General features: G+C 42.1%; 24 protein-coding genes. 11 read left to right on the forward strand and 13 right to left on the reverse strand.

What is annotated here, in order from left to right:
- Positions 1–272 precede the first annotated feature (272 nt).
- On the forward strand, positions 273–2,198 hold the full coding sequence (locus AACQ81_RS10710) for a protelomerase family protein (protein WP_237387299.1): 1,926 nt from the start codon (positions 273–275) through the stop codon (positions 2,196–2,198).
- A gap of 89 nt (positions 2,199–2,287) precedes the next feature.
- The gene (locus AACQ81_RS10715; protein WP_237387300.1) at positions 2,288–2,434 is read left to right on the forward strand and encodes a hypothetical protein; all 147 of its coding nucleotides are present in this window, start codon (positions 2,288–2,290) and stop codon (positions 2,432–2,434) included.
- A 44-nt stretch (positions 2,435–2,478) separates the two neighbouring features.
- Here AACQ81_RS10715 and AACQ81_RS10720 read toward each other — a convergent pair whose 3' ends face one another.
- Positions 2,479–2,664, reverse strand: coding sequence for a hypothetical protein (locus AACQ81_RS10720; RefSeq protein ID WP_237387301.1), 186 nt, complete (start codon positions 2,662–2,664; stop codon positions 2,479–2,481).
- A 101-nt stretch (positions 2,665–2,765) separates the two neighbouring features.
- On the opposite strand from AACQ81_RS10720, the gene AACQ81_RS10725 reads away from it, so the two are divergent.
- Together AACQ81_RS10725 and AACQ81_RS10730 are read left to right on the forward strand one after the other, a co-directional pair.
- Positions 2,766–3,029: an antitoxin gene (locus tag AACQ81_RS10725; RefSeq protein WP_237387302.1), complete on the forward strand. Its 264-nt coding sequence runs from the start codon at positions 2,766–2,768 to the stop codon at positions 3,027–3,029.
- The gene (locus AACQ81_RS10730; RefSeq protein WP_237387303.1) at positions 3,029–3,418 is read left to right on the forward strand and encodes a type II toxin-antitoxin system VapC family toxin; all 390 of its coding nucleotides are present in this window, start codon (positions 3,029–3,031) and stop codon (positions 3,416–3,418) included. The genes AACQ81_RS10725 and AACQ81_RS10730 overlap by 1 nt, the downstream gene beginning before the upstream one ends.
- A 152-nt stretch (positions 3,419–3,570) precedes the next feature.
- Here the strand turns inward: AACQ81_RS10730 and AACQ81_RS10735 are convergent, their stop codons facing one another.
- The 12 genes from AACQ81_RS10735 to AACQ81_RS10790 form a co-directional block, all read right to left on the reverse strand.
- Entirely contained in the window at positions 3,571–3,822 is a 252-nt protein-coding gene (locus tag AACQ81_RS10735) for a hypothetical protein (RefSeq protein ID WP_237387304.1), read from the reverse strand.
- A gap of 15 nt (positions 3,823–3,837) precedes the next feature.
- On the reverse strand, positions 3,838–5,010 hold the full coding sequence (locus tag AACQ81_RS10740) for an RNA-guided endonuclease InsQ/TnpB family protein (RefSeq protein ID WP_237387305.1): 1,173 nt from the start codon (positions 5,008–5,010) through the stop codon (positions 3,838–3,840).
- A 291-nt stretch (positions 5,011–5,301) separates the two neighbouring features.
- Positions 5,302–5,475 carry a hypothetical protein gene (locus AACQ81_RS10745; protein WP_237387306.1) on the reverse strand — a complete coding sequence of 58 codons (174 nt, stop codon included), beginning with the start codon at positions 5,473–5,475 and terminating at the stop codon, positions 5,302–5,304.
- Positions 5,476–5,507: 32 nt separating this feature from the next.
- Positions 5,508–5,687 carry a hypothetical protein gene (locus AACQ81_RS10750; protein ID WP_237387307.1) on the reverse strand — a complete coding sequence of 60 codons (180 nt, stop codon included), beginning with the start codon at positions 5,685–5,687 and terminating at the stop codon, positions 5,508–5,510.
- 20 nt (positions 5,688–5,707) lie between these two features.
- A complete protein-coding gene (locus AACQ81_RS10755) occupies positions 5,708–5,998 on the reverse strand; it encodes a hypothetical protein (protein WP_237387308.1) in 291 nt (96 codons plus the stop codon).
- Positions 5,976–6,230 carry a hypothetical protein gene (locus tag AACQ81_RS10760; protein WP_237387309.1) on the reverse strand — a complete coding sequence of 85 codons (255 nt, stop codon included), beginning with the start codon at positions 6,228–6,230 and terminating at the stop codon, positions 5,976–5,978. Before AACQ81_RS10760 ends, AACQ81_RS10755 begins: the two co-directional genes overlap by 23 nt.
- Positions 6,227–6,388 (reverse strand): host cell division inhibitor Icd-like protein, encoded by a 162-nt coding sequence (locus AACQ81_RS10765; RefSeq protein ID WP_237387310.1) that lies wholly within the window; start codon positions 6,386–6,388, stop codon positions 6,227–6,229. The genes AACQ81_RS10760 and AACQ81_RS10765 overlap by 4 nt, the downstream gene beginning before the upstream one ends.
- Before the next feature lie 22 nt (positions 6,389–6,410).
- On the reverse strand, positions 6,411–6,548 hold the full coding sequence (locus tag AACQ81_RS10770; protein ID WP_237387311.1) for a hypothetical protein: 138 nt from the start codon (positions 6,546–6,548) through the stop codon (positions 6,411–6,413).
- 188 nt (positions 6,549–6,736) lie between these two features.
- Entirely contained in the window at positions 6,737–7,024 is a 288-nt protein-coding gene (locus tag AACQ81_RS10775) for a type II toxin-antitoxin system RelE/ParE family toxin (protein ID WP_237387312.1), read from the reverse strand.
- Positions 7,017–7,259: a type II toxin-antitoxin system ParD family antitoxin gene (locus AACQ81_RS10780; RefSeq protein ID WP_237387313.1), complete on the reverse strand. Its 243-nt coding sequence runs from the start codon at positions 7,257–7,259 to the stop codon at positions 7,017–7,019. Before AACQ81_RS10780 ends, AACQ81_RS10775 begins: the two co-directional genes overlap by 8 nt.
- Before the next feature lie 66 nt (positions 7,260–7,325).
- Positions 7,326–11,336 (reverse strand): plasmid replication protein, CyRepA1 family, encoded by a 4,011-nt coding sequence (locus AACQ81_RS10785; RefSeq protein WP_237387314.1) that lies wholly within the window; start codon positions 11,334–11,336, stop codon positions 7,326–7,328.
- A gap of 223 nt (positions 11,337–11,559) precedes the next feature.
- Entirely contained in the window at positions 11,560–12,177 is a 618-nt protein-coding gene (locus AACQ81_RS10790) for a helix-turn-helix domain-containing protein (RefSeq protein ID WP_237387315.1), read from the reverse strand.
- A 91-nt stretch (positions 12,178–12,268) separates the two neighbouring features.
- Between AACQ81_RS10790 and AACQ81_RS10795 the strand changes: the two genes are divergently transcribed.
- The 7 genes from AACQ81_RS10795 (at position 12,269) to AACQ81_RS10830 (ending at position 16,602) form a co-directional block, all read left to right on the forward strand.
- The gene (locus tag AACQ81_RS10795) at positions 12,269–12,478 is read left to right on the forward strand and encodes a Cro/CI family transcriptional regulator (protein WP_237387316.1); all 210 of its coding nucleotides are present in this window, start codon (positions 12,269–12,271) and stop codon (positions 12,476–12,478) included.
- Positions 12,479–12,488: 10 nt separating this feature from the next.
- Positions 12,489–13,181 carry a bacteriophage antitermination protein Q gene (locus AACQ81_RS10800; RefSeq protein WP_237387317.1) on the forward strand — a complete coding sequence of 231 codons (693 nt, stop codon included), beginning with the start codon at positions 12,489–12,491 and terminating at the stop codon, positions 13,179–13,181.
- Positions 13,182–13,466: 285 nt separating this feature from the next.
- Entirely contained in the window at positions 13,467–13,676 is a 210-nt protein-coding gene (locus AACQ81_RS10805; RefSeq protein ID WP_237387318.1) for a hypothetical protein, read from the forward strand.
- Positions 13,677–13,759: 83 nt separating this feature from the next.
- Positions 13,760–14,743 carry a recombination-associated protein RdgC gene (rdgC, locus tag AACQ81_RS10810; protein ID WP_237387319.1) on the forward strand — a complete coding sequence of 328 codons (984 nt, stop codon included), beginning with the start codon at positions 13,760–13,762 and terminating at the stop codon, positions 14,741–14,743.
- A 26-nt stretch (positions 14,744–14,769) separates the two neighbouring features.
- Positions 14,770–15,624, forward strand: coding sequence for a 3'-5' exonuclease (locus AACQ81_RS19735; protein ID WP_443089555.1), 855 nt, complete (start codon positions 14,770–14,772; stop codon positions 15,622–15,624).
- An 80-nt stretch (positions 15,625–15,704) separates the two neighbouring features.
- Positions 15,705–16,067 (forward strand): phage protein NinX family protein, encoded by a 363-nt coding sequence (locus AACQ81_RS10825; protein WP_237387320.1) that lies wholly within the window; start codon positions 15,705–15,707, stop codon positions 16,065–16,067.
- 247 nt (positions 16,068–16,314) lie between these two features.
- On the forward strand, positions 16,315–16,602 hold the full coding sequence (locus AACQ81_RS10830; protein WP_237387321.1) for a hypothetical protein: 288 nt from the start codon (positions 16,315–16,317) through the stop codon (positions 16,600–16,602).
- The last annotated feature ends 72 nt before the right edge of the window (positions 16,603–16,674 follow it).

Below are 16,674 nucleotides of genomic sequence, written 5' to 3' on the forward strand. Positions count from 1 at the left end.
CATATGTTCTATACCTGTTTGTGTCTTCGAAGCGTACAGTGGTTATAAAGTGATATTATTATAGTAACAATTACTACCATTATACACGTGTATAATGGTAGTAATTGTTACTATAATAATATCAAAATCACAGAATATTAAACAATGTTTATTTTTATTGATATTATGTATTCTATTTATGTGATACTTTAATTTAGCGGTTTTTTATGAACTATAACTTTAAATGTTCTTAATTTATGTTATTATATATTAATAGATAATAAGGGGGTTATATGACTCAGAAGATTAAAATTGGCGAATTAATAAACGCATTGGTCGATGAAATCGATGAGATAGATGTATCAGAAATGCCTCAAGGAGAGAAAACCCGAAAATACAAAGCGGCTGCGTCTAGATTTAAAAACGCATTGTTTACCGATAAGAGGAAATACCGAGGAAAAGGGTTAAAAAATAGAATATCTTCAAATACTTACAACGCTTACATGACAAGAGCTAGAAAAAGATTTGATGACAGATTACATCATCATTTCTTAGATAATGTGACGAAACTAGCGAAGAAATATTATTTATTTTCCGATGAGCTACATGGTTGGATAGAACTTTCAACCTCAGAAATCAGGCAAAAATTTATTGCATTACAACATCAATTAAAATGCATTATTCCACTAACTGATGAACTAAATAAAATAAAATTTGGAAATCGTTCTGCAGAAAATAGAATCATTCGGATAGCTAAAAAATATCCAGCATGGTCATTCTCATTGTTTGATCTAAACAGCAGTGAATGGTTAGAACGACGTAACCATCTATATAAATTGCTCGGACAGGGGCAATTGCTATTAGAAGATCTATCTAAGCTGAAAATAAACCATGACGTACTCTACTCATTACAATTGAGTCAGGCAGAACGGACCTCTATTCAAAATAGATGGAATGACGTTCTCAGTAACAAAAAGCGTAGCGTCGTTTGGATTGATTATCCTGCATATATTCAGGCACTGCATAATATATTAAATGCACCTGCTCATTCATTTGATTTAACCACCAGAATAGGAATGGCGCCGTTAGCGTTTGCATTAGCTGCTACATCCGGGCGGAGAATGATTGAAATCATGGTGCATGGCAGTTTCAAAATTGTTGGAAAATACAAAGTCGAATTTTTAGGACAAGCGAAAAAACGGACTGGAACAGATACCGGGCGCACTATTTACACGCTATGTGATTCCAGTATTTTCATGGAAAAATTCGAGTTACTACGGAATTGTTCTGCAATATCAGATTTTGGTGAAATCATGACAAATGATGATCCAAATGATACTCGGTCACCAAACGCCAAAATTAACGCAGTAATAGCGAAATCTTTTAACCCCTGGGTAAAACAGTTTTTCAATGATGATCGCCGGGTTTATAAAGACAGTCGCTCTATATACGCAAGAATTGCGTATGAAATGTGGTTTCATCATGATTCTCACTGGGCTGATGTTGACGAGGATGTATTTTTCTCCGAACTACTGGGTCATGACGATGAAAACACCCAATTGCACTATAAGCAGTTCAAATTACAAAATTTTTCACGTACTTGGAAACCTGATACTGGCAACGAAAATAGACGATTAGAGGCGCTACAGCAATTAGATGATGAAATGCCAGATTTTGCTAGGGGCGATGCTGGAGTCCGAATTCACACCGAAACTAAAAAAATTGTCGAACAGTTTCCGTATGATTTGGTTACCTCATCTCAGTTACGTACGTTAGGGTTCAATATCCCACTGACCAAACGGTATTTAGAGTTCGCTGCAGACGCGCTAGAGCAGGAGATTGGCGAAAACGGTCGATATCAACTGATAGATACCTCACCAAAAATCATTATTCAGGATAACGACGACGAGGAGCTGGTAGAGGTAGATGATGAATCCATTGACGATGATGAAATAGAAATTGATGACGACAATGATATTGATGAGACTGAACCTGAAATAGAGGTGGAGGTGGAACCAGAACAGGAACCTGAATCGCCCCCTGAAGCAGCAGAAAATCCAGAACCGACTGAACGCCCCCGATTCTCTGCACCACATCGCCGTGATAATGGTCAATGGGTTGTTAAATTCGAATACAGCGGCCAACATTACTCATGGATAGGTCAAGCTAAAAATCTAAAAGATGCGATGACTCAGGCGTGGTTGACGTATTTCAGCTAGTTTTAGGTAAAATATGGAACAACGAATGCCGTTAGACAACCATTATAAATTAGAAGGCTCCATCAATTTAAAACTCGATGGAGGCAGTTATGCGATACGAATGCAAAGACACTCATAACAAAGAAAAAATCGATTACGAAGCTATCCGTCGCAGCAAAAACGAGATGCTAAAAAAAGTCATTGCAGCTCATAAAGAGGCTGAACGTAAAGGCGAAATCGTATATAAGCCTCTTTAACAAAAACTAGTTTTCTATTATGATGGGACCACGGTCCTACCTCATTATTTTTCGGCAATTTCACCCGCACCCAAACATTGTGGACACTGCTGCACAGCAACCCGGTCGCCATGACAAACCCCACACGGCGATTCATCCGTCAAATCCAGTCCAGTGCCATGACAATCAACGCAAATCTGCTCAAATCCACCTGCCCCGAAACATTCATCACAAATAACTGTATCAGCCATTTCTAAACCTCTCATCTAGGATCTAGGAATATGCTTTGACATATGTGAAATTTAGGCCTATGCTTTGACATATGCTAAATTATTTTTATTCAGGAGATATTATGGAACGAATCGCAAAAATATTCAAAAACGGACGTAATCAGGCTGTCAGGCTACCTGTAGCGTTTGAATTTGACACTGACCAGGTTTACATCCGAAAAAATGAGAATGGTGACGTTATTCTCTCCAAAAACAAACCGTCTACTGACAATTGGGATAATTTTTTCAATATGCTCAGTGCCGTATCTGTTCCTGATAATTTTCTGGATGCGAATGATCGTAACCAGGATGTCACAGAACGTGACCCGTTTGAGGGCATTTTCTGATGTATATGTTGGATACAAACACCGTCAGTTATATTTTCCGTCAACATCAGGCAGTAACTGCTAAATTGCGAACCATACCACCATCAGAGATATGCATTTCCAGCATAACTGAAGCGGAATTGCGTTTTGGTTTGGCTAAACGTCAAAATCACACATTAGAACAAATCGTAAACACATTTATTGATTCAATCACAGTTTACGACTGGGATCAAAATGCTGCTAAAACCTATGGGAAATTGCGAGCCAGCATGGAACAAACGGGCCGAACTATGGGGACAATGGATCAACTGATTGCAGCACATGCACTGAGCCGAGAACTCACTCTCGTTACCAGCGATTCTGCATTTGGTATGGTTGTTGGATTAAATATCGAAAATTGGGCAAAATAGTGGGATCACGGTCCCACCCTATCAATACTCTCATCAGACAGCCGCTCTAGCTGCGCGAACAGGTGATCATTCAAATCAGTCAGTTTATTTTTCATAGTATTTACCTCAATTGTTCATTACCAATATTAAATATATAGTTTTTACCTATAGGATTAAATTTTTCTGTTTGGATTGCCGAATACAGTGACCGAATTTTGAAAATCGATGAGGCGCGTTTCTTGTTTTCTATCTTTTTTTCTCTTTTCTCTTCTCTCTTTGTTTCGTTTTTTCTTTTCTCTGTATTTCCGAATTCCGGCGCGAGTGCAAATAACACAATCGCCTGTTGATTTGTAACGCTCTGTATGCCCCTGAGGGCATGGACGCCCTTTAGTGTATTTATTTAAATCGTCCAAATTTTTTTTCATATTGTAATGACCTCATTAAACAGCCATGGCTGCAATATTGATAGCTGCGTTGATATCACGATGGTGTTCAGCACCACAAACGCACTGCCATCGCCGCATAGACAGAGTTAATTCTGTGTTGACATGACCACAGGAACTGCACGTTTTACTGGATGGTGCCCAGCGGTCAATTTTCAAGAATGTGACACCGCGCCATGCTGATTTGTATTCCAATTGGCGGAAAAATTCGCCCAAACTGACGGAGGCCAACGACCTGTTCAACCCCGCTTTCCGACTGGCACCATTAGGTATGTAATTGCCATTTTCGTCCTGTTTGGGTTTCGGTCTGGCCATCATTCCTTTCACATTCAAATCCTCGACCGCCACGGCTTGGTTTTCGCAGGTTAATCGGTGTGTGAATTTGTGGAGAAAATCACGGCGAACTGCGGCGGCACGTTCGTGCAAACGGGCAACCCGGCGCCGTTGCTTCAGGCGATTTGCACTACCCTTAACTTTACGTGATAGTTTCCGCTGCGCCCTGCGCAGACGTTTTTGAATACGTTTGTACGCCGCTGGGCTGTGAACAATTTCACCTGTTGATAGCGCCGCAAATTGGTGATAATCGCCCTCAGTTTTGCAGCCGACATCAATACCAATCGGCTGTAGATCAACAGTGGGTTGCGCAGGGAAATCACGGCCATCATCAATCAGCACTGTCGCGTAATATTTCCCTGTCGGTGTTTGGCGAACCGTGGCACGTTTGATATTTCCATCGAACGGGCGAAAACCACGGATGCGAACCCAGCCAGCTTTGGGGAGTTTTAATGCTCGTTCGGTTAATTTGATGCCCGCTGCCGATGTTGCTGTGTACGTCGCATCACCGCGGTGCTTAGATTTAAACCGCGGGAATCCGGGGGTTTCACCATTTTTAACGCGACGGAAAAAATTTTTATAGGCTGTATCGACACAGCTACAGGCGTAAGTCAGTGCCTGACTGTCTGCCTCAGCGAGCCACGGGTGTTCAATTTTCAACAGCGCCATGCGTTTCATTAAATCGTATGCAGACGGGCGTTTTTCGCCCGCATCATGTTGCTGTTTGCAGAACGCCAACGCGTCGTTAAAAACCCAACGGCAACAGCCAAATGTTTTGGTGAAAAATTCGCGTTGCGCCAAATTTGGGTGCAACCTAATTCGTATTGCGTATAACACAAAAAATCCTCCCCGACCTACTGCGCCCGTATGGGCAACACCGTTGTTCTGCGTTTGGATATAACCGAATTTGCTGACCTACTGCGCCCGTGCGGGCGATACCCTAACGGGTTTTGGTAGATTAATCATAGTGTTAAACAACCACAAAAAACCTACCAAAATTTTTTCGCAAATTTCCTCTTTCAACCACGATATTTCACCATGTCCAGAGGCGTAAATTCGGGCAGGCCGTGCCCTATTTAAATCAACTCAGCACAGCCCACAGGATAATGGGCTGTAATTAATTGACAATTAGTTAATAATAACTGAAACATCTGAATATTTTGCCCCTTGAAACCCAGCACTTTTTAAAAAATTAACTATATCATTCTGAATTATATCGAAATATTCTTCTTCCTGAATACTAAATTCAGTGTTTAGATATTCAATCACTTCGGATTTAGATAATTTGATATTTATTTCCATTTTAAAATCCTCATTATTCAGTGGTAAATTTTTTAATGCAATTTACTATTATTAATACCAGAATTTAATTGATTAATTATAGCCATTTTCAATTGTTCCAATGTGGATTTTTCCATTGGGGGAAAATCGTTTGTATTGAATGACTCCCAGCTAACTCTACATGTATTAATTTTTTCATCATAAACAATACCAATCTCTAATTTTGCAGCCATAATATCACCTCGATTTAATTTCAATAGTTAAGTTTTTTATTTCTTGAAATATCTTTTAATCCGCGGTAATAACCACGTAATAAATTACGACGAACTATTCTCAATAATCCCGGTCGTTTTAATTCGATTGGCAATTTATGAAATTTAATATTACGTGGATTAATTCCATCAAACGCCATTTCATAACCCGTGTTTTGTAATTCGTCCCGTTGATATTTTAAAAATCCATCCCAATTACAATGTGGACACGGGGCATTATTATCAACGTCGAATTCGTATTTAGGGCAATTACAACGGGTGTCTGTATCCATTATTCACCCCACGCTCTCGGCTGATTAATCCGTCCCATTCGCGGCGATATTTTTCAGCTTGAATAACTAAATTTTTAGCTGCTAATAACAAATGGGCTGTATCACAAATATAAATATTCGCATCATGCGATTCCATCGTATGATGGGCGGTATTAATCAAAGCGCGAATTTGTGCATGTAATGACGCCAATTCTTCGGACAAACCAAATTCATTTCGGTGAATATTAGTCATGCAGCACCCCCGAACGGCAAACGGGCACGAAAAAATAAAACGAACTTTTGAGAAAATCGTTGGCGGGCTGAACTTTCGCTGTCAGCTATTGTGGTGAAGAAATGAATATTATTTTTTTTATCAGTGCGACAAACTGCCGCAAACTTGTAGGTAAACATGTTGCGAACTCCGTTTAGTGGCCTATTCACCACCAGAGTTCTCACGCTCAATTTGGTGGCGATCCAGACGGGGGTGAGAAATCCGGCCTAAACGGTTACCGGCCAACCTTACGGTTGCCCCGCCTGAATCACCATAGATAATTTCAGGCTGCGCAAACAAAAAAACACGCTGCGCGTGTTGTTGCGCCGTTTAGATCTCTCAGGTTCTCACGTCCGGTCACAGATTTTGCTGTGACGCATTTAAACTAACTCAACCTAAACCAAACGTCAATAAAATTAATCGAAAATAATTGTTAATTGCGTCACAAAATGCCGTTTTGACTACTAACAACACCAAAACAACTCACATCAGTTCTGTAGATGCTGGGCATGATTCATTTGTTGATGCAGGATACGAGCAATCAGAATATCGATATCTCGGACAGTGTAAAAAACAGTGTGACGCTGAAATTCAATCCGCATCACACCGGGTACAGCAGGATAATCCCGCCCAATGTCGGGCATACTTGCCAGTGTCTCTAAAAACACATCCAGAGCGGCTGTGTAGTGATCGGCTTTGGCTTCCCCGAATTGCATCAGTGTATAGTCATAAATTCCGGCAAAGTCTTCTGCTGCCCGTTCTGATAACCTATACACGATGGTGCCGTTTCCTCTGTTCAGCAATGTCCCGCAACGTCAGCGAACTTTCTCCACTATTTAGACCATCAATCACTGCGTTACGAACAGCTTCGTCCTGATTTTCCTGCTGTTCCAGCAAACGCAGTGCCGACCGCATAACTTCGCTGGCTGAACCATAACGGCCATTCTCAATCATCCGTTGCACAAAACTGTCAAGTTGTTTGCCCATACTGACAGAAGTAATTTTTCTCATAATCACATACCTGTATTAACAGTTAATACACTAAGTTTACTGTAAACTATCAGATCAAGCCACATTTTAACCACACAACGCACCTTGTGACCCACTGTAACGCGTGTCACTGACAAACTGTTTCAACAACCTCAATTCAACACCAGACAGCAGTTCCATAAACTCAGTGAGATACAACGACGCAAACGTCAGCGCAATACTGGCAGGCGACCACCGCGTCACTGTATCCAGCTCATCACGTGACAACGCATTATGCGCCCAATCCAACGGGATTTTCACAGGAACCCCATCCAGCGCCTGTTCAATTACTGATACAGGGGCGGCATGACTATCATCTGGAGTGGATCGCGGATCATCATTAATATATAGAGACATATTTGGATCGCGATCCACCTCGTCATGCCGTGTTCTTTCTGGTTTCCGCGGGGATAATCCAACGGCGGCATCATGTCGTTTGCGAATAATTTCGGTCATAAAATCCGCTGACTCTGGGGTTATAAAATAAACTGTTGGGCGTTTATCACCGACTCTGGCACGTCGAGTATCTATATCGAGCCCGACTGATTTACAGATGGTTTTGAAAAACTCACCTGGTTGTTTGGGTTTGCTGTGAGGTGAATAGTGGCCACCAAATCTGATTACATTGTTAAACAGGTCGGCATTTTCGGGATTCATTAATACGTCGCGGGCACGGGTCAAACTAGCTCGGTCAATATCACCAGGCTGTTTTTGTTCAAAAATTTGCTCTGGGTCTAACCCACACGCTGTGAAATAATTCCGAATAGCGTCTCTGTTTATCGACCAAAATTTCCGCAATGACACTTCTACCGCTGGCGTGTATTTGACAGAGTGGTGTTTAACAACTGGATGTTTTTCACGGAACATTTTGTCGGCCTGTTCGCGTGTCATAGCGGAAACAGTGTAACTGTTCCATTTATTACCAATTTGATATCGATAATGAAAGTTCATCATCGATTCGTCTTTGTCCCAACGGCGAACGGTCATTTCATCCTGAAGCATCAATTCAAACAACTCAATTTTTCGTTTGCCGCCGTCAAAATAAAATTTCAGGCTATTCTCATCAACGGGCAGCATCATTTCATGTTCAATTTCCCAACGAACTAATTGCGCTTGTTCATCCTCCGAAATCGCACGCCGTGATAGTAATTCCTGCCGTTCTGCTTCAGAGGGAGTTTCTACATTTACATGACGAGTAACAGTCTGTTCCCAACGGATCTCCCTCGCCTCTTTGCGCAATTCTTTTCCAATGTCATTGGCAGTTAGGTCCATTGCCAATTTTTCGACGCGATATCCGTCGCTGTACATGATGCACAACATATTGTTGGCGTAGTCGTTTTTAGCTGTGTTCTCCAGCGCGGTAGCCCTAATTTTCATTTTGGTAAAATTGGTGCTGGCCATACCCAATGACAGACGGTCGCCATCCAACATAACATCGGTTATTTCACCGTTTTTTCCTGCGTTTTCCAGCATGGCTTGGATATAACCGCGCAGGATTTTCTGAGGATCGGTTTCTTTCCGTTGTCGGATTCGGTCAAATCCAATAATGAATTCACGCGCGGTTCTATCACGACGCAACATCTGGATTGCGTCCGATGGCGCAACTTCCCCGCAAAACATTCCAAAATGGCGGTCGAAATGTTGTTCTTCAAACGATACGCCGGACGAGATTGATGGGCTATAAATTAAGCCATCGTATTGCAACACAATTTTTTTCGGCGAATCCGTGAACTCCTCAACTTCTGGGCTGGGTTTGGTGTTGAGGTTTACGCAAAGAAATTTTTTCGCAGGGTTATCTTTCTCTAATTGTTTCACCACATCTTCTGCAAATGTGGCGCTATCGGTTGCGAGTAGGATTTTTTCGCCGCTTTTAACTGCATTCACTACCTCGGTCATGATGCGATCTTTTTCTGTGTAGAAAATTTTTATTGGTTCGCCTGTTTCTCTATTGCGAACATCAACAGGCAATTCGACCACATGAATTTGTGTCCAGGGTGATAATCCGATTTCCTCGCGTCGTTTTATTGCCAATTCTGCCAATTCAACCAATAGATCATTGGCGTCCGCGTCGACCATCACTGGATGTTCTGTGGTTCTGGCCAATGCATCTATGATCTGATTAAAAACTCCTACGGGGTTATCCATTGCTTTACCCGATAGAATAGCTCGGAGACCCTGAGTAGCCTCATCCAGTCCGAAAAAATCATGGTTTTTCATCAAGGGTATCCAACAGGCTTTGACAATGGAGTTGATACAAATTGTCAATTTATTGGCATGGGCTGCCATTTTTAAATATCCGGGATCCTGATAATGGAGAATATCTGATTGGATTTTATAGTCACTATCATCTCTATTCATCATTTCCCATAATCCGCCGATGAGCGATACCCGATGCGCTACTGCAACGCCACGTTCTGCTGCATGCATTAGTGGTCGCAATAGATGTTTCGATTTTCCTGAACCCATTCCTGCGCGCACGATAACTGGACCCGTCAATGATTGGACGTATTCTAAAACCTCATTGGTCATTTGCGGTGTATCAAATTTTTTATATGTCACATGGTCTGGTCGGAAATTGGGGTTCGTGATGAGTTCGCTGAACGAACGGCTATTTTGCGCGTTTTGGCATTTCCGATTGAATCGACTCATTACACGGCGACGCACGATCCCGGAAAACGGCTCTAATAATCCGATTTCCCGCAATTTACGCTCGATTTCAATGACCAGTTCACGGGGAGTATATTTTGTGGGGCAGTACACCATGCCCGCATCGACGCATTTATTCAGTTGTTTTTTGAAATTTTTATTATCAATGACAGACAATAACGCCAGTTCTGCGTCAAATATGTTATCTGCAATTCTGAATTGGTTCCGATTGGATTTTAGTTGCTCATGAGTTTCATTGGCACCAAATTTGACGTACAGATCGTTAAAATCTGACTGGCCATCTTCAACCGTTGGGAAAATCGGTCGGATACAGCGAACAGATGGGAATTTTTTCATAATTTCTATTCCCATTCTTAATCCGGTGTTCCCTTTTCCTTTGACCCGTGCTGTGTGTTCGTCGTTGTCCAGGGCGCACCAAATTTTCACGCCCTCATAAACGTTGACTAGTTGCTCTACCACATTGATGAGGTTGTTTGCAGATACTGCGACAACTACTGCATCAAAATTGTTTTTCGCCGCTAAATAAACGGATGCGCCAGTTGCAAACCCCTCTACGACGCAAATGCGTTTTGCCCCTTTCAAACTACCGATCACATGGCACGCCCCCGTAAATTCCTTATCATTTACGGAACGTGTTAATAGTTTTTTGCCGCCCGCAAATACTTTTTCCCATCCAACAATACGCCCATCTGAACGCGCATCGAGATGATATAGGGGGATGGACAAAAATTCGTGGTGTTGAGGGTTGGGACCGTGGTCCCAGTATGAAATACGTCTGACGTCGCAAAATTTAAAAATTGGGCTAATTTGCTTTCTGACGGCATACGGATGAGTACCATCCTCAGTTAGCGCATCACGGAACAGTTCAGACATATGCAAATAATCCATCAATGCCTGATGGCGTTGTTGGTTTGCAATCAGTTTACTGATAGTTTCGCGTTCTCGTCGTTTATCTCGCTCTATTCGCTGCCGCTCAATACGTTTTTGGTTTTCCAATTCATCATATTGAGTTGGGACCGCGGTCCCAGTTGAACGATTGAACTCATTTTGTGCGGATAACAGAAATTGAAACCCGTTCCAGCTGCCCGCTGCAAACCCTTTTTGGACGAAATTGACAAACGGATACTGAATTCCGTCGCGTGATGTTTCCAATCGGGAATAGATTTCGACGCGCCCGCGCAGGTTGTTTTCCAGAACGGCAGGAGATTTTCCGGTGTAGACTGAATATTTTTCAGCATTGCCGATAACGGCGGCTAATTGGATGTTTTGCGCACACTCATTCCAGTCGATACCTGCTGAGGCCGCTATTTCTGCGAGTTCCGCGTATGCTGCATAGAGAATTTCGTACGGGTCTGAATTAAATTTGTTCTGATAAAAATCGATAATTGTCACGGACTACTCTCCCACCCATAAAAAAAGGTTGAAACAAATTGGGAGATTCGACTAAAATGAACTTATGCGTTAAGTTCTATTTCGACGAATCCCACAGAAACCTCGGTCGCCACAACCGGGGTTTTTTGTATTTAAAATTCCAGTAGATCCTAAAGTTCTTTAATCGGCTACCACGCCACATAGCAACCAATTAAAGCACACTTCAAAATCAATTTAAAGAAAGTTACATTTTCTTGTTCACCATGGTTGATCTGATTGAACCCACGATCATGTTTATGTATTTAATATCGGATATTTTTAGAACAGTGCGTTTCATTGAAATATCAATGTTATCCAGATGTATCTCACCCGCCTCTTTCTCGACGCGCGCCAATCTCCGCACCATCACATCCCCGCTATTTGTCACAACGACGACGTTTTCACCGTAAACCAGATTTTCGTGGTAACTAACCAACAGAACGTCACCATACGTAAACCCGATGAGATCATTACTCTCGCAGTTTAGCGCATAAATTTTGTTTGGCGTACTATCAAAACCAATATATGCGGTCGGGATAAAATTTTTATCTCCCTGCATAAATTGGGCATCAGGGCCTGTTTTAGTGTCCCCGACAATCGGAATTTTTTGTTGTGCACTTGTTTCGTCGCCGTCCAGCACCCAATAAATGGATTTATTCAGGATTTCGGCCAATTTTACGCCAATGCTCAGTGCGGGCATGACGTCGCCGAGTTCGATGTTTCGAACCCCAGCAATGGAGATACCGACGTACTCGCCCACCTCACGTAACGTGAGTCCCAACTCTTTCCGCCGTTCTTTCAGTCTATCGCCTCGTGTTTTCATATATACATAATAGCCGATCACTGTATAGCTAGCTATAGAATTTTTATTTTGAATCTAGCTTTAAAATTAATTTTGATTTATTGTTGTTTTCATGAAACCGAACGACCTCATAATCTACTATGGCGACGTAGTTAGAGCAGCCAGAGCACTCGATGTAACAACGGGCGCGATATATCAATGGCTGGATTCAGGCACTATCCCGAAATTGCGTCAGAGTGATATTGAGGTCAGAACCGCATACCAGCTCAAATCCGATTTCACCCTGAATCGGTTGGCAGGTCGAAATATTCACGTTAAATGATGGAGGCGTCATGTTGCAATATGAATACGTGCGCATACATTTGAGAATTGCTCTGTTTGGTTTTGTTCTGAAACAGAACGGTCAGATGGAATCTCTAAATATGGGTTCCGGTGCCGGTAGTCGTTTTAATGAAAAGCCGCGTCGCAAAATAGAAATTGATGGCCGAAATATTTTTGTTGATGCTGAACCTGTTCATTATACCGAGACCGGAAAATATCAGCACAGTACGTTACCTATTGACGATGCGACCTACCTATTTTGTGACTGGCGTCGTGCTATTCATTTAATACCGGATAACTCTCGTGCCTGGATTCAATATTGCTATGCCTACGATTTAAATTTCGATTATCAAATATCAATCTGCCAAAATGTTTATCAACGATTTTTGTCGCTGCATAAACGCTATGGACTGAAAAAAATGTCGGCAAAAACAGCTACGCGTGTCCGTCAATTAATTTGGTTGGCTGTTCAGGAATCAGTAGCTGAATTTCGCGATAGTTTCCGCCGTGAACTGTCATACAGTGCTCTCAGTAGAGAAATTGGTATATCCCCATCTAATTGGAATGAAAATTACCAGTCCCGTTGGTATTTGATTATTGAGGCGTGTCGGGAATTGGACGAGGAGGCACTAACCCATGTTGACCAACAATTCCGAATCCAACAGGACCGCAAATATCTCAGATATGCCAGTGTGTCTGTGTAAACAGATTATGCATTTTCAGCCGGAAAAACCCCAGTTGAGGTATTCGAAAAAACGGGATCAGTATTTGATGTTCTGTCCGACCTGCGGTTACAGAACTCGCCCGGACAGCAACAGACAGGCAGTGGTTGCAGATTGGTTTATGGGGAATCGCCCTAGTGATAAACACATCGAAACGTTATGGATAGAGCGTTATACGGATCTGCAGTCGGAGTCGATAGCGAAAAAAATATTAGACCAAAATGAACATGGGACCGCGGTCCCAGTTGAGTAAATATAGGCGGTTCTATGAAACTCCTTTTAGTTTGGAATGAATCTAAAACACATTGTGTAGGGTTTGCTAATTACGATGAATATGAAATGAAAATCGATGCTGAACATGCAGCAGGGAGAATTACAAACCTAAATTTTTATTCAACATTATCTGAGTCATTTAGAGAAATATATGCTGATGACGAGCAAATTTTAACTGTGACTGAAATTGAGTTACCGGATTGATTAACAAATACAGCTAATTTTCAGTGTGACTGAAAAAAATAATTAATTTAAAAATCATCATTAATAAGCAAACTAAATACAAAATGAAATCATTTAAAACTCTGTTTCCATACAGAACCAGTACTGAACTGTCCTACGACATTACATGCGGTATTCACGAAAACACATTTGATGGATTATCAAATGGCGAATTATCTGGCCGCGGCTGGGGAATTATTTGTGATAGCAACAGAATAATAGTGTCTGATAACAGGCTGTTGATTAAATATATTGAGGAGGTTAGAAAACCGAATGCTGCTGCAGTAAATAAAATCTATCAGGAACGGATTGATAAAATAATTACTGATGGTAGAGAAATAACAGACGCCGTTTATTATGAAATAAAATCTCAGGCTGAAAATGAAGTTGCTAAATATTCCCCTATATCCAGAACTGTTGTTTATTTACTGATTATTCCATTACAGGGACTGATTTTCTGTAGCGGTAGTACTGAGAAAAAATGCGAAGACGCGCTGAAAATGCTGAGAGGCTCCATTGGCGGACTGGCCGTTGAACCCATGTCATTTGTGTCAAATGAATCGCAGATTATGGCCATGTATCTCAGTGGACAAAATGATTCGTACAAATTACCTGAGAATCTGATTATAGCGCCGATGGGTGATGTTATAGCGACATATTCAGATGATGTATCGACTAAATGTTCATTCAGTGGAATGGATTTGGGTGAGGATGAAATTCAGTCCATGTTATCTCATCCTGACATGGCCGTTCGCTCTGTAGAGATGCAGCTAATTCAGAAAAATAACGGGCTGCCTGTCGATTTTAAATCCCGATTTGTTCTCAAATTACCTGCATCAGGGAACCTGCATTTCAAATCATTCAATTATGAAACTGATGCCAGATTCGAACAAAAACGGTTAGACAGCGAATTTAGTGAGTACACAGACAGTTTGGAGATGCAGCACGAATTTGTTGCCGAGATGCTCATAGTCGGTCGGTATGGACATGAAATTATTACCGGGCTGCAGGCATTTTTCACCGACACAATCACAATGGAGACTAAATAATGGCACGGCAACGAATGGATCATTTAATGATTGATCTCGAAACAATGGGGAAACACGCACACTCCCCTATTGTTGCGTTGGGCGCTGTTTTTTTCGATATCAGAACAGGTGATTTAGGGCAGACGTTGTACATGAATATTTCACTGTCTGAGCAGATGAAACGCGGGGCAACGCCGGATGCGTCGACCATCATATGGTGGCTGCGACAGAGTTACGCTGCGAGACAGGCGATTACCGAGGGAGATGCTAGAAATATTAATTCCGCATTACTAGAATTCGAATCACATATAAACGGGTACTCGAACGGCATTGAGACACTATCTGTCTGGGGTAACGGCTCGTCGTTCGATAACGTTATATTGCGCAATTTTTACGAGCGCGCAAATTATCGCGCTCCCTGGCGTTGGGATGCTGACCGCGATGTCAGAACCATTGTTCAGTTAGGACGTGACATTGGATATGACCCCAAATCTGAAATGCCATTCAGCAGCGAGAGACACAATGCGTTGGCTGATGGGACAGCATTACTCAACCCCAAGAACATCAAACTCAATAAATATGGAAATCTACCTAGGAACAAACTGAGTCAGTTGAAAGGAAAGGAAAATACATTCATCGGTGAATTGAATGGAGTCGATGGCGTATGGCAACGCAAAAAATCTAAGGCCAAGAAAAGCAATCGACGTCTCAAACGTTCGGCCAATGGCACACGTAGGCCGAGGAAGAAACAGCGAGCCCCAAAACTGCTCATTCGATTTGGTGATGCCTTACCCGTTGAACCTGTTCTCGGATATCAGGAGCGGGCACAACAAATGGCACAATCATTGATGCCAACCGCTATCAATCAGGCACTGAGCGAGGCAATCAGAACAGCCAAATAGTAACTGGGACCGCGGTCCCAGTTACTTTGTTACGGTAACGGAAGGTAACAGGGGAATAACACTATTAGAGAGAAATTATTATGAAGTTAAAAACGAATGAATTAACAGGAATAGCGTTGGATTGGGCTGTAGCCAAGGCGATTGGTCTTGATGTTTCGTTGATGGATTATAGTGATAGTTCAGGCCAATATCTGTGTTCTGTTGGTTCAGACCCAGAATCAGAAGGCACCGAGTATTCTCCATCAACTGATTGGGAACAGTGCGGCTCGTTGATTGAAAAATATCAAATAGTTTTAACTTGTAACGTGATGGCTAAAGGTCCTGTTTGGTCAGCTGGTTATTGGCATGATGGAGAAACCCCACAAATAGCTGTTTGTCGCAATGTAGTGGACACACAATTGGGTGGAGTGGTTGATGTTCCTAATGAATTTATTCAGTCATGATGATTGGGACCTCGGTCCCAACTATAAACCGAGTATCAAAATATGACCTGGGACCGCGGTCCCACCCTGTACACCATTGTCAAAATTCGACGCAATTGCGGCAGGGTAACGCGAGGTAACAGAGATGGTAACGGAGCATAATTTTTTGGGTCCTTCCTAATCGATTGATATATCACGGGCATTGCGCGCCGTGTTTTCTCACTAGCTACGAGTTTTAAAAATTTGGGTAACAGGTAACACAGAGGTAATGATGAAACAGGCTGATTTTGCACGGCTGCATAATGTCAGTCGGAAAACCGTAACTCAGTGGAAAGCCCGTGGTTGGCTGGTTATGGACGGTGATGACATTGATGTTGACGCGTCAAACGCCAATATTGAGCAGTACAGAAAAACTGTTACCCGGGGCGAAAAAAAAAAGAAATTGTCCGAAATAAACCCCAAAAAATCCAATCAGGTAACAATTCGATTGAACATAGTGGTAACACTGGAGATGACGGAGAGTGGTTTAGTGATGACATCGATTCAGACCAACTGAGTAATGATATATCACTGGATGAATATCGCCGTCGTCGGGAACATTATCGGGTACTGCAGGCAAAGCTGAACT

Source organism: Xenorhabdus sp. Sc-CR9, from assembly GCF_963897815.1.
Lineage (GTDB): Bacteria > Pseudomonadota > Gammaproteobacteria > Enterobacterales > Enterobacteriaceae > Xenorhabdus.

Coding starts and splice junctions, on each gene's coding strand:
- AACQ81_RS10795 (WP_237387316.1), top strand. CDS start 12,269: ATGAAACCGAACGACCTCATAATCTACTATGGCGACGTAGTTAGAGCA.
- AACQ81_RS10790 (WP_237387315.1), bottom strand. CDS start 12,177: ATGAAAACACGAGGCGATAGACTGAAAGAACGGCGGAAAGAGTTGGGA.
- AACQ81_RS10710 (WP_237387299.1), top strand. CDS start 273: ATGACTCAGAAGATTAAAATTGGCGAATTAATAAACGCATTGGTCGAT.
- AACQ81_RS10805 (WP_237387318.1), top strand. CDS start 13,467: ATGAAACTCCTTTTAGTTTGGAATGAATCTAAAACACATTGTGTAGGG.
- AACQ81_RS10715 (WP_237387300.1), top strand. CDS start 2,288: ATGCGATACGAATGCAAAGACACTCATAACAAAGAAAAAATCGATTAC.
- AACQ81_RS10755 (WP_237387308.1), bottom strand. CDS start 5,998: ATGGATACAGACACCCGTTGTAATTGCCCTAAATACGAATTCGACGTT.
- AACQ81_RS10765 (WP_237387310.1), bottom strand. CDS start 6,388: ATGTTTACCTACAAGTTTGCGGCAGTTTGTCGCACTGATAAAAAAAAT.
- AACQ81_RS10725 (WP_237387302.1), top strand. CDS start 2,766: ATGGAACGAATCGCAAAAATATTCAAAAACGGACGTAATCAGGCTGTC.
- rdgC (WP_237387319.1), top strand. CDS start 13,760: ATGAAATCATTTAAAACTCTGTTTCCATACAGAACCAGTACTGAACTG.
- AACQ81_RS10720 (WP_237387301.1), bottom strand. CDS start 2,664: ATGGCTGATACAGTTATTTGTGATGAATGTTTCGGGGCAGGTGGATTT.
- AACQ81_RS10745 (WP_237387306.1), bottom strand. CDS start 5,475: ATGGAAATAAATATCAAATTATCTAAATCCGAAGTGATTGAATATCTA.
- AACQ81_RS10760 (WP_237387309.1), bottom strand. CDS start 6,230: ATGACTAATATTCACCGAAATGAATTTGGTTTGTCCGAAGAATTGGCG.
- AACQ81_RS10780 (WP_237387313.1), bottom strand. CDS start 7,259: ATGAGAAAAATTACTTCTGTCAGTATGGGCAAACAACTTGACAGTTTT.
- AACQ81_RS10800 (WP_237387317.1), top strand. CDS start 12,489: ATGTTGCAATATGAATACGTGCGCATACATTTGAGAATTGCTCTGTTT.
- AACQ81_RS10750 (WP_237387307.1), bottom strand. CDS start 5,687: ATGGCTGCAAAATTAGAGATTGGTATTGTTTATGATGAAAAAATTAAT.
- AACQ81_RS19735 (WP_443089555.1), top strand. CDS start 14,770: ATGATTGATCTCGAAACAATGGGGAAACACGCACACTCCCCTATTGTT.
- AACQ81_RS10830 (WP_237387321.1), top strand. CDS start 16,315: ATGATGAAACAGGCTGATTTTGCACGGCTGCATAATGTCAGTCGGAAA.
- AACQ81_RS10730 (WP_237387303.1), top strand. CDS start 3,029: ATGTATATGTTGGATACAAACACCGTCAGTTATATTTTCCGTCAACAT.
- AACQ81_RS10735 (WP_237387304.1), bottom strand. CDS start 3,822: ATGAAAAAAAATTTGGACGATTTAAATAAATACACTAAAGGGCGTCCA.
- AACQ81_RS10825 (WP_237387320.1), top strand. CDS start 15,705: ATGAAGTTAAAAACGAATGAATTAACAGGAATAGCGTTGGATTGGGCT.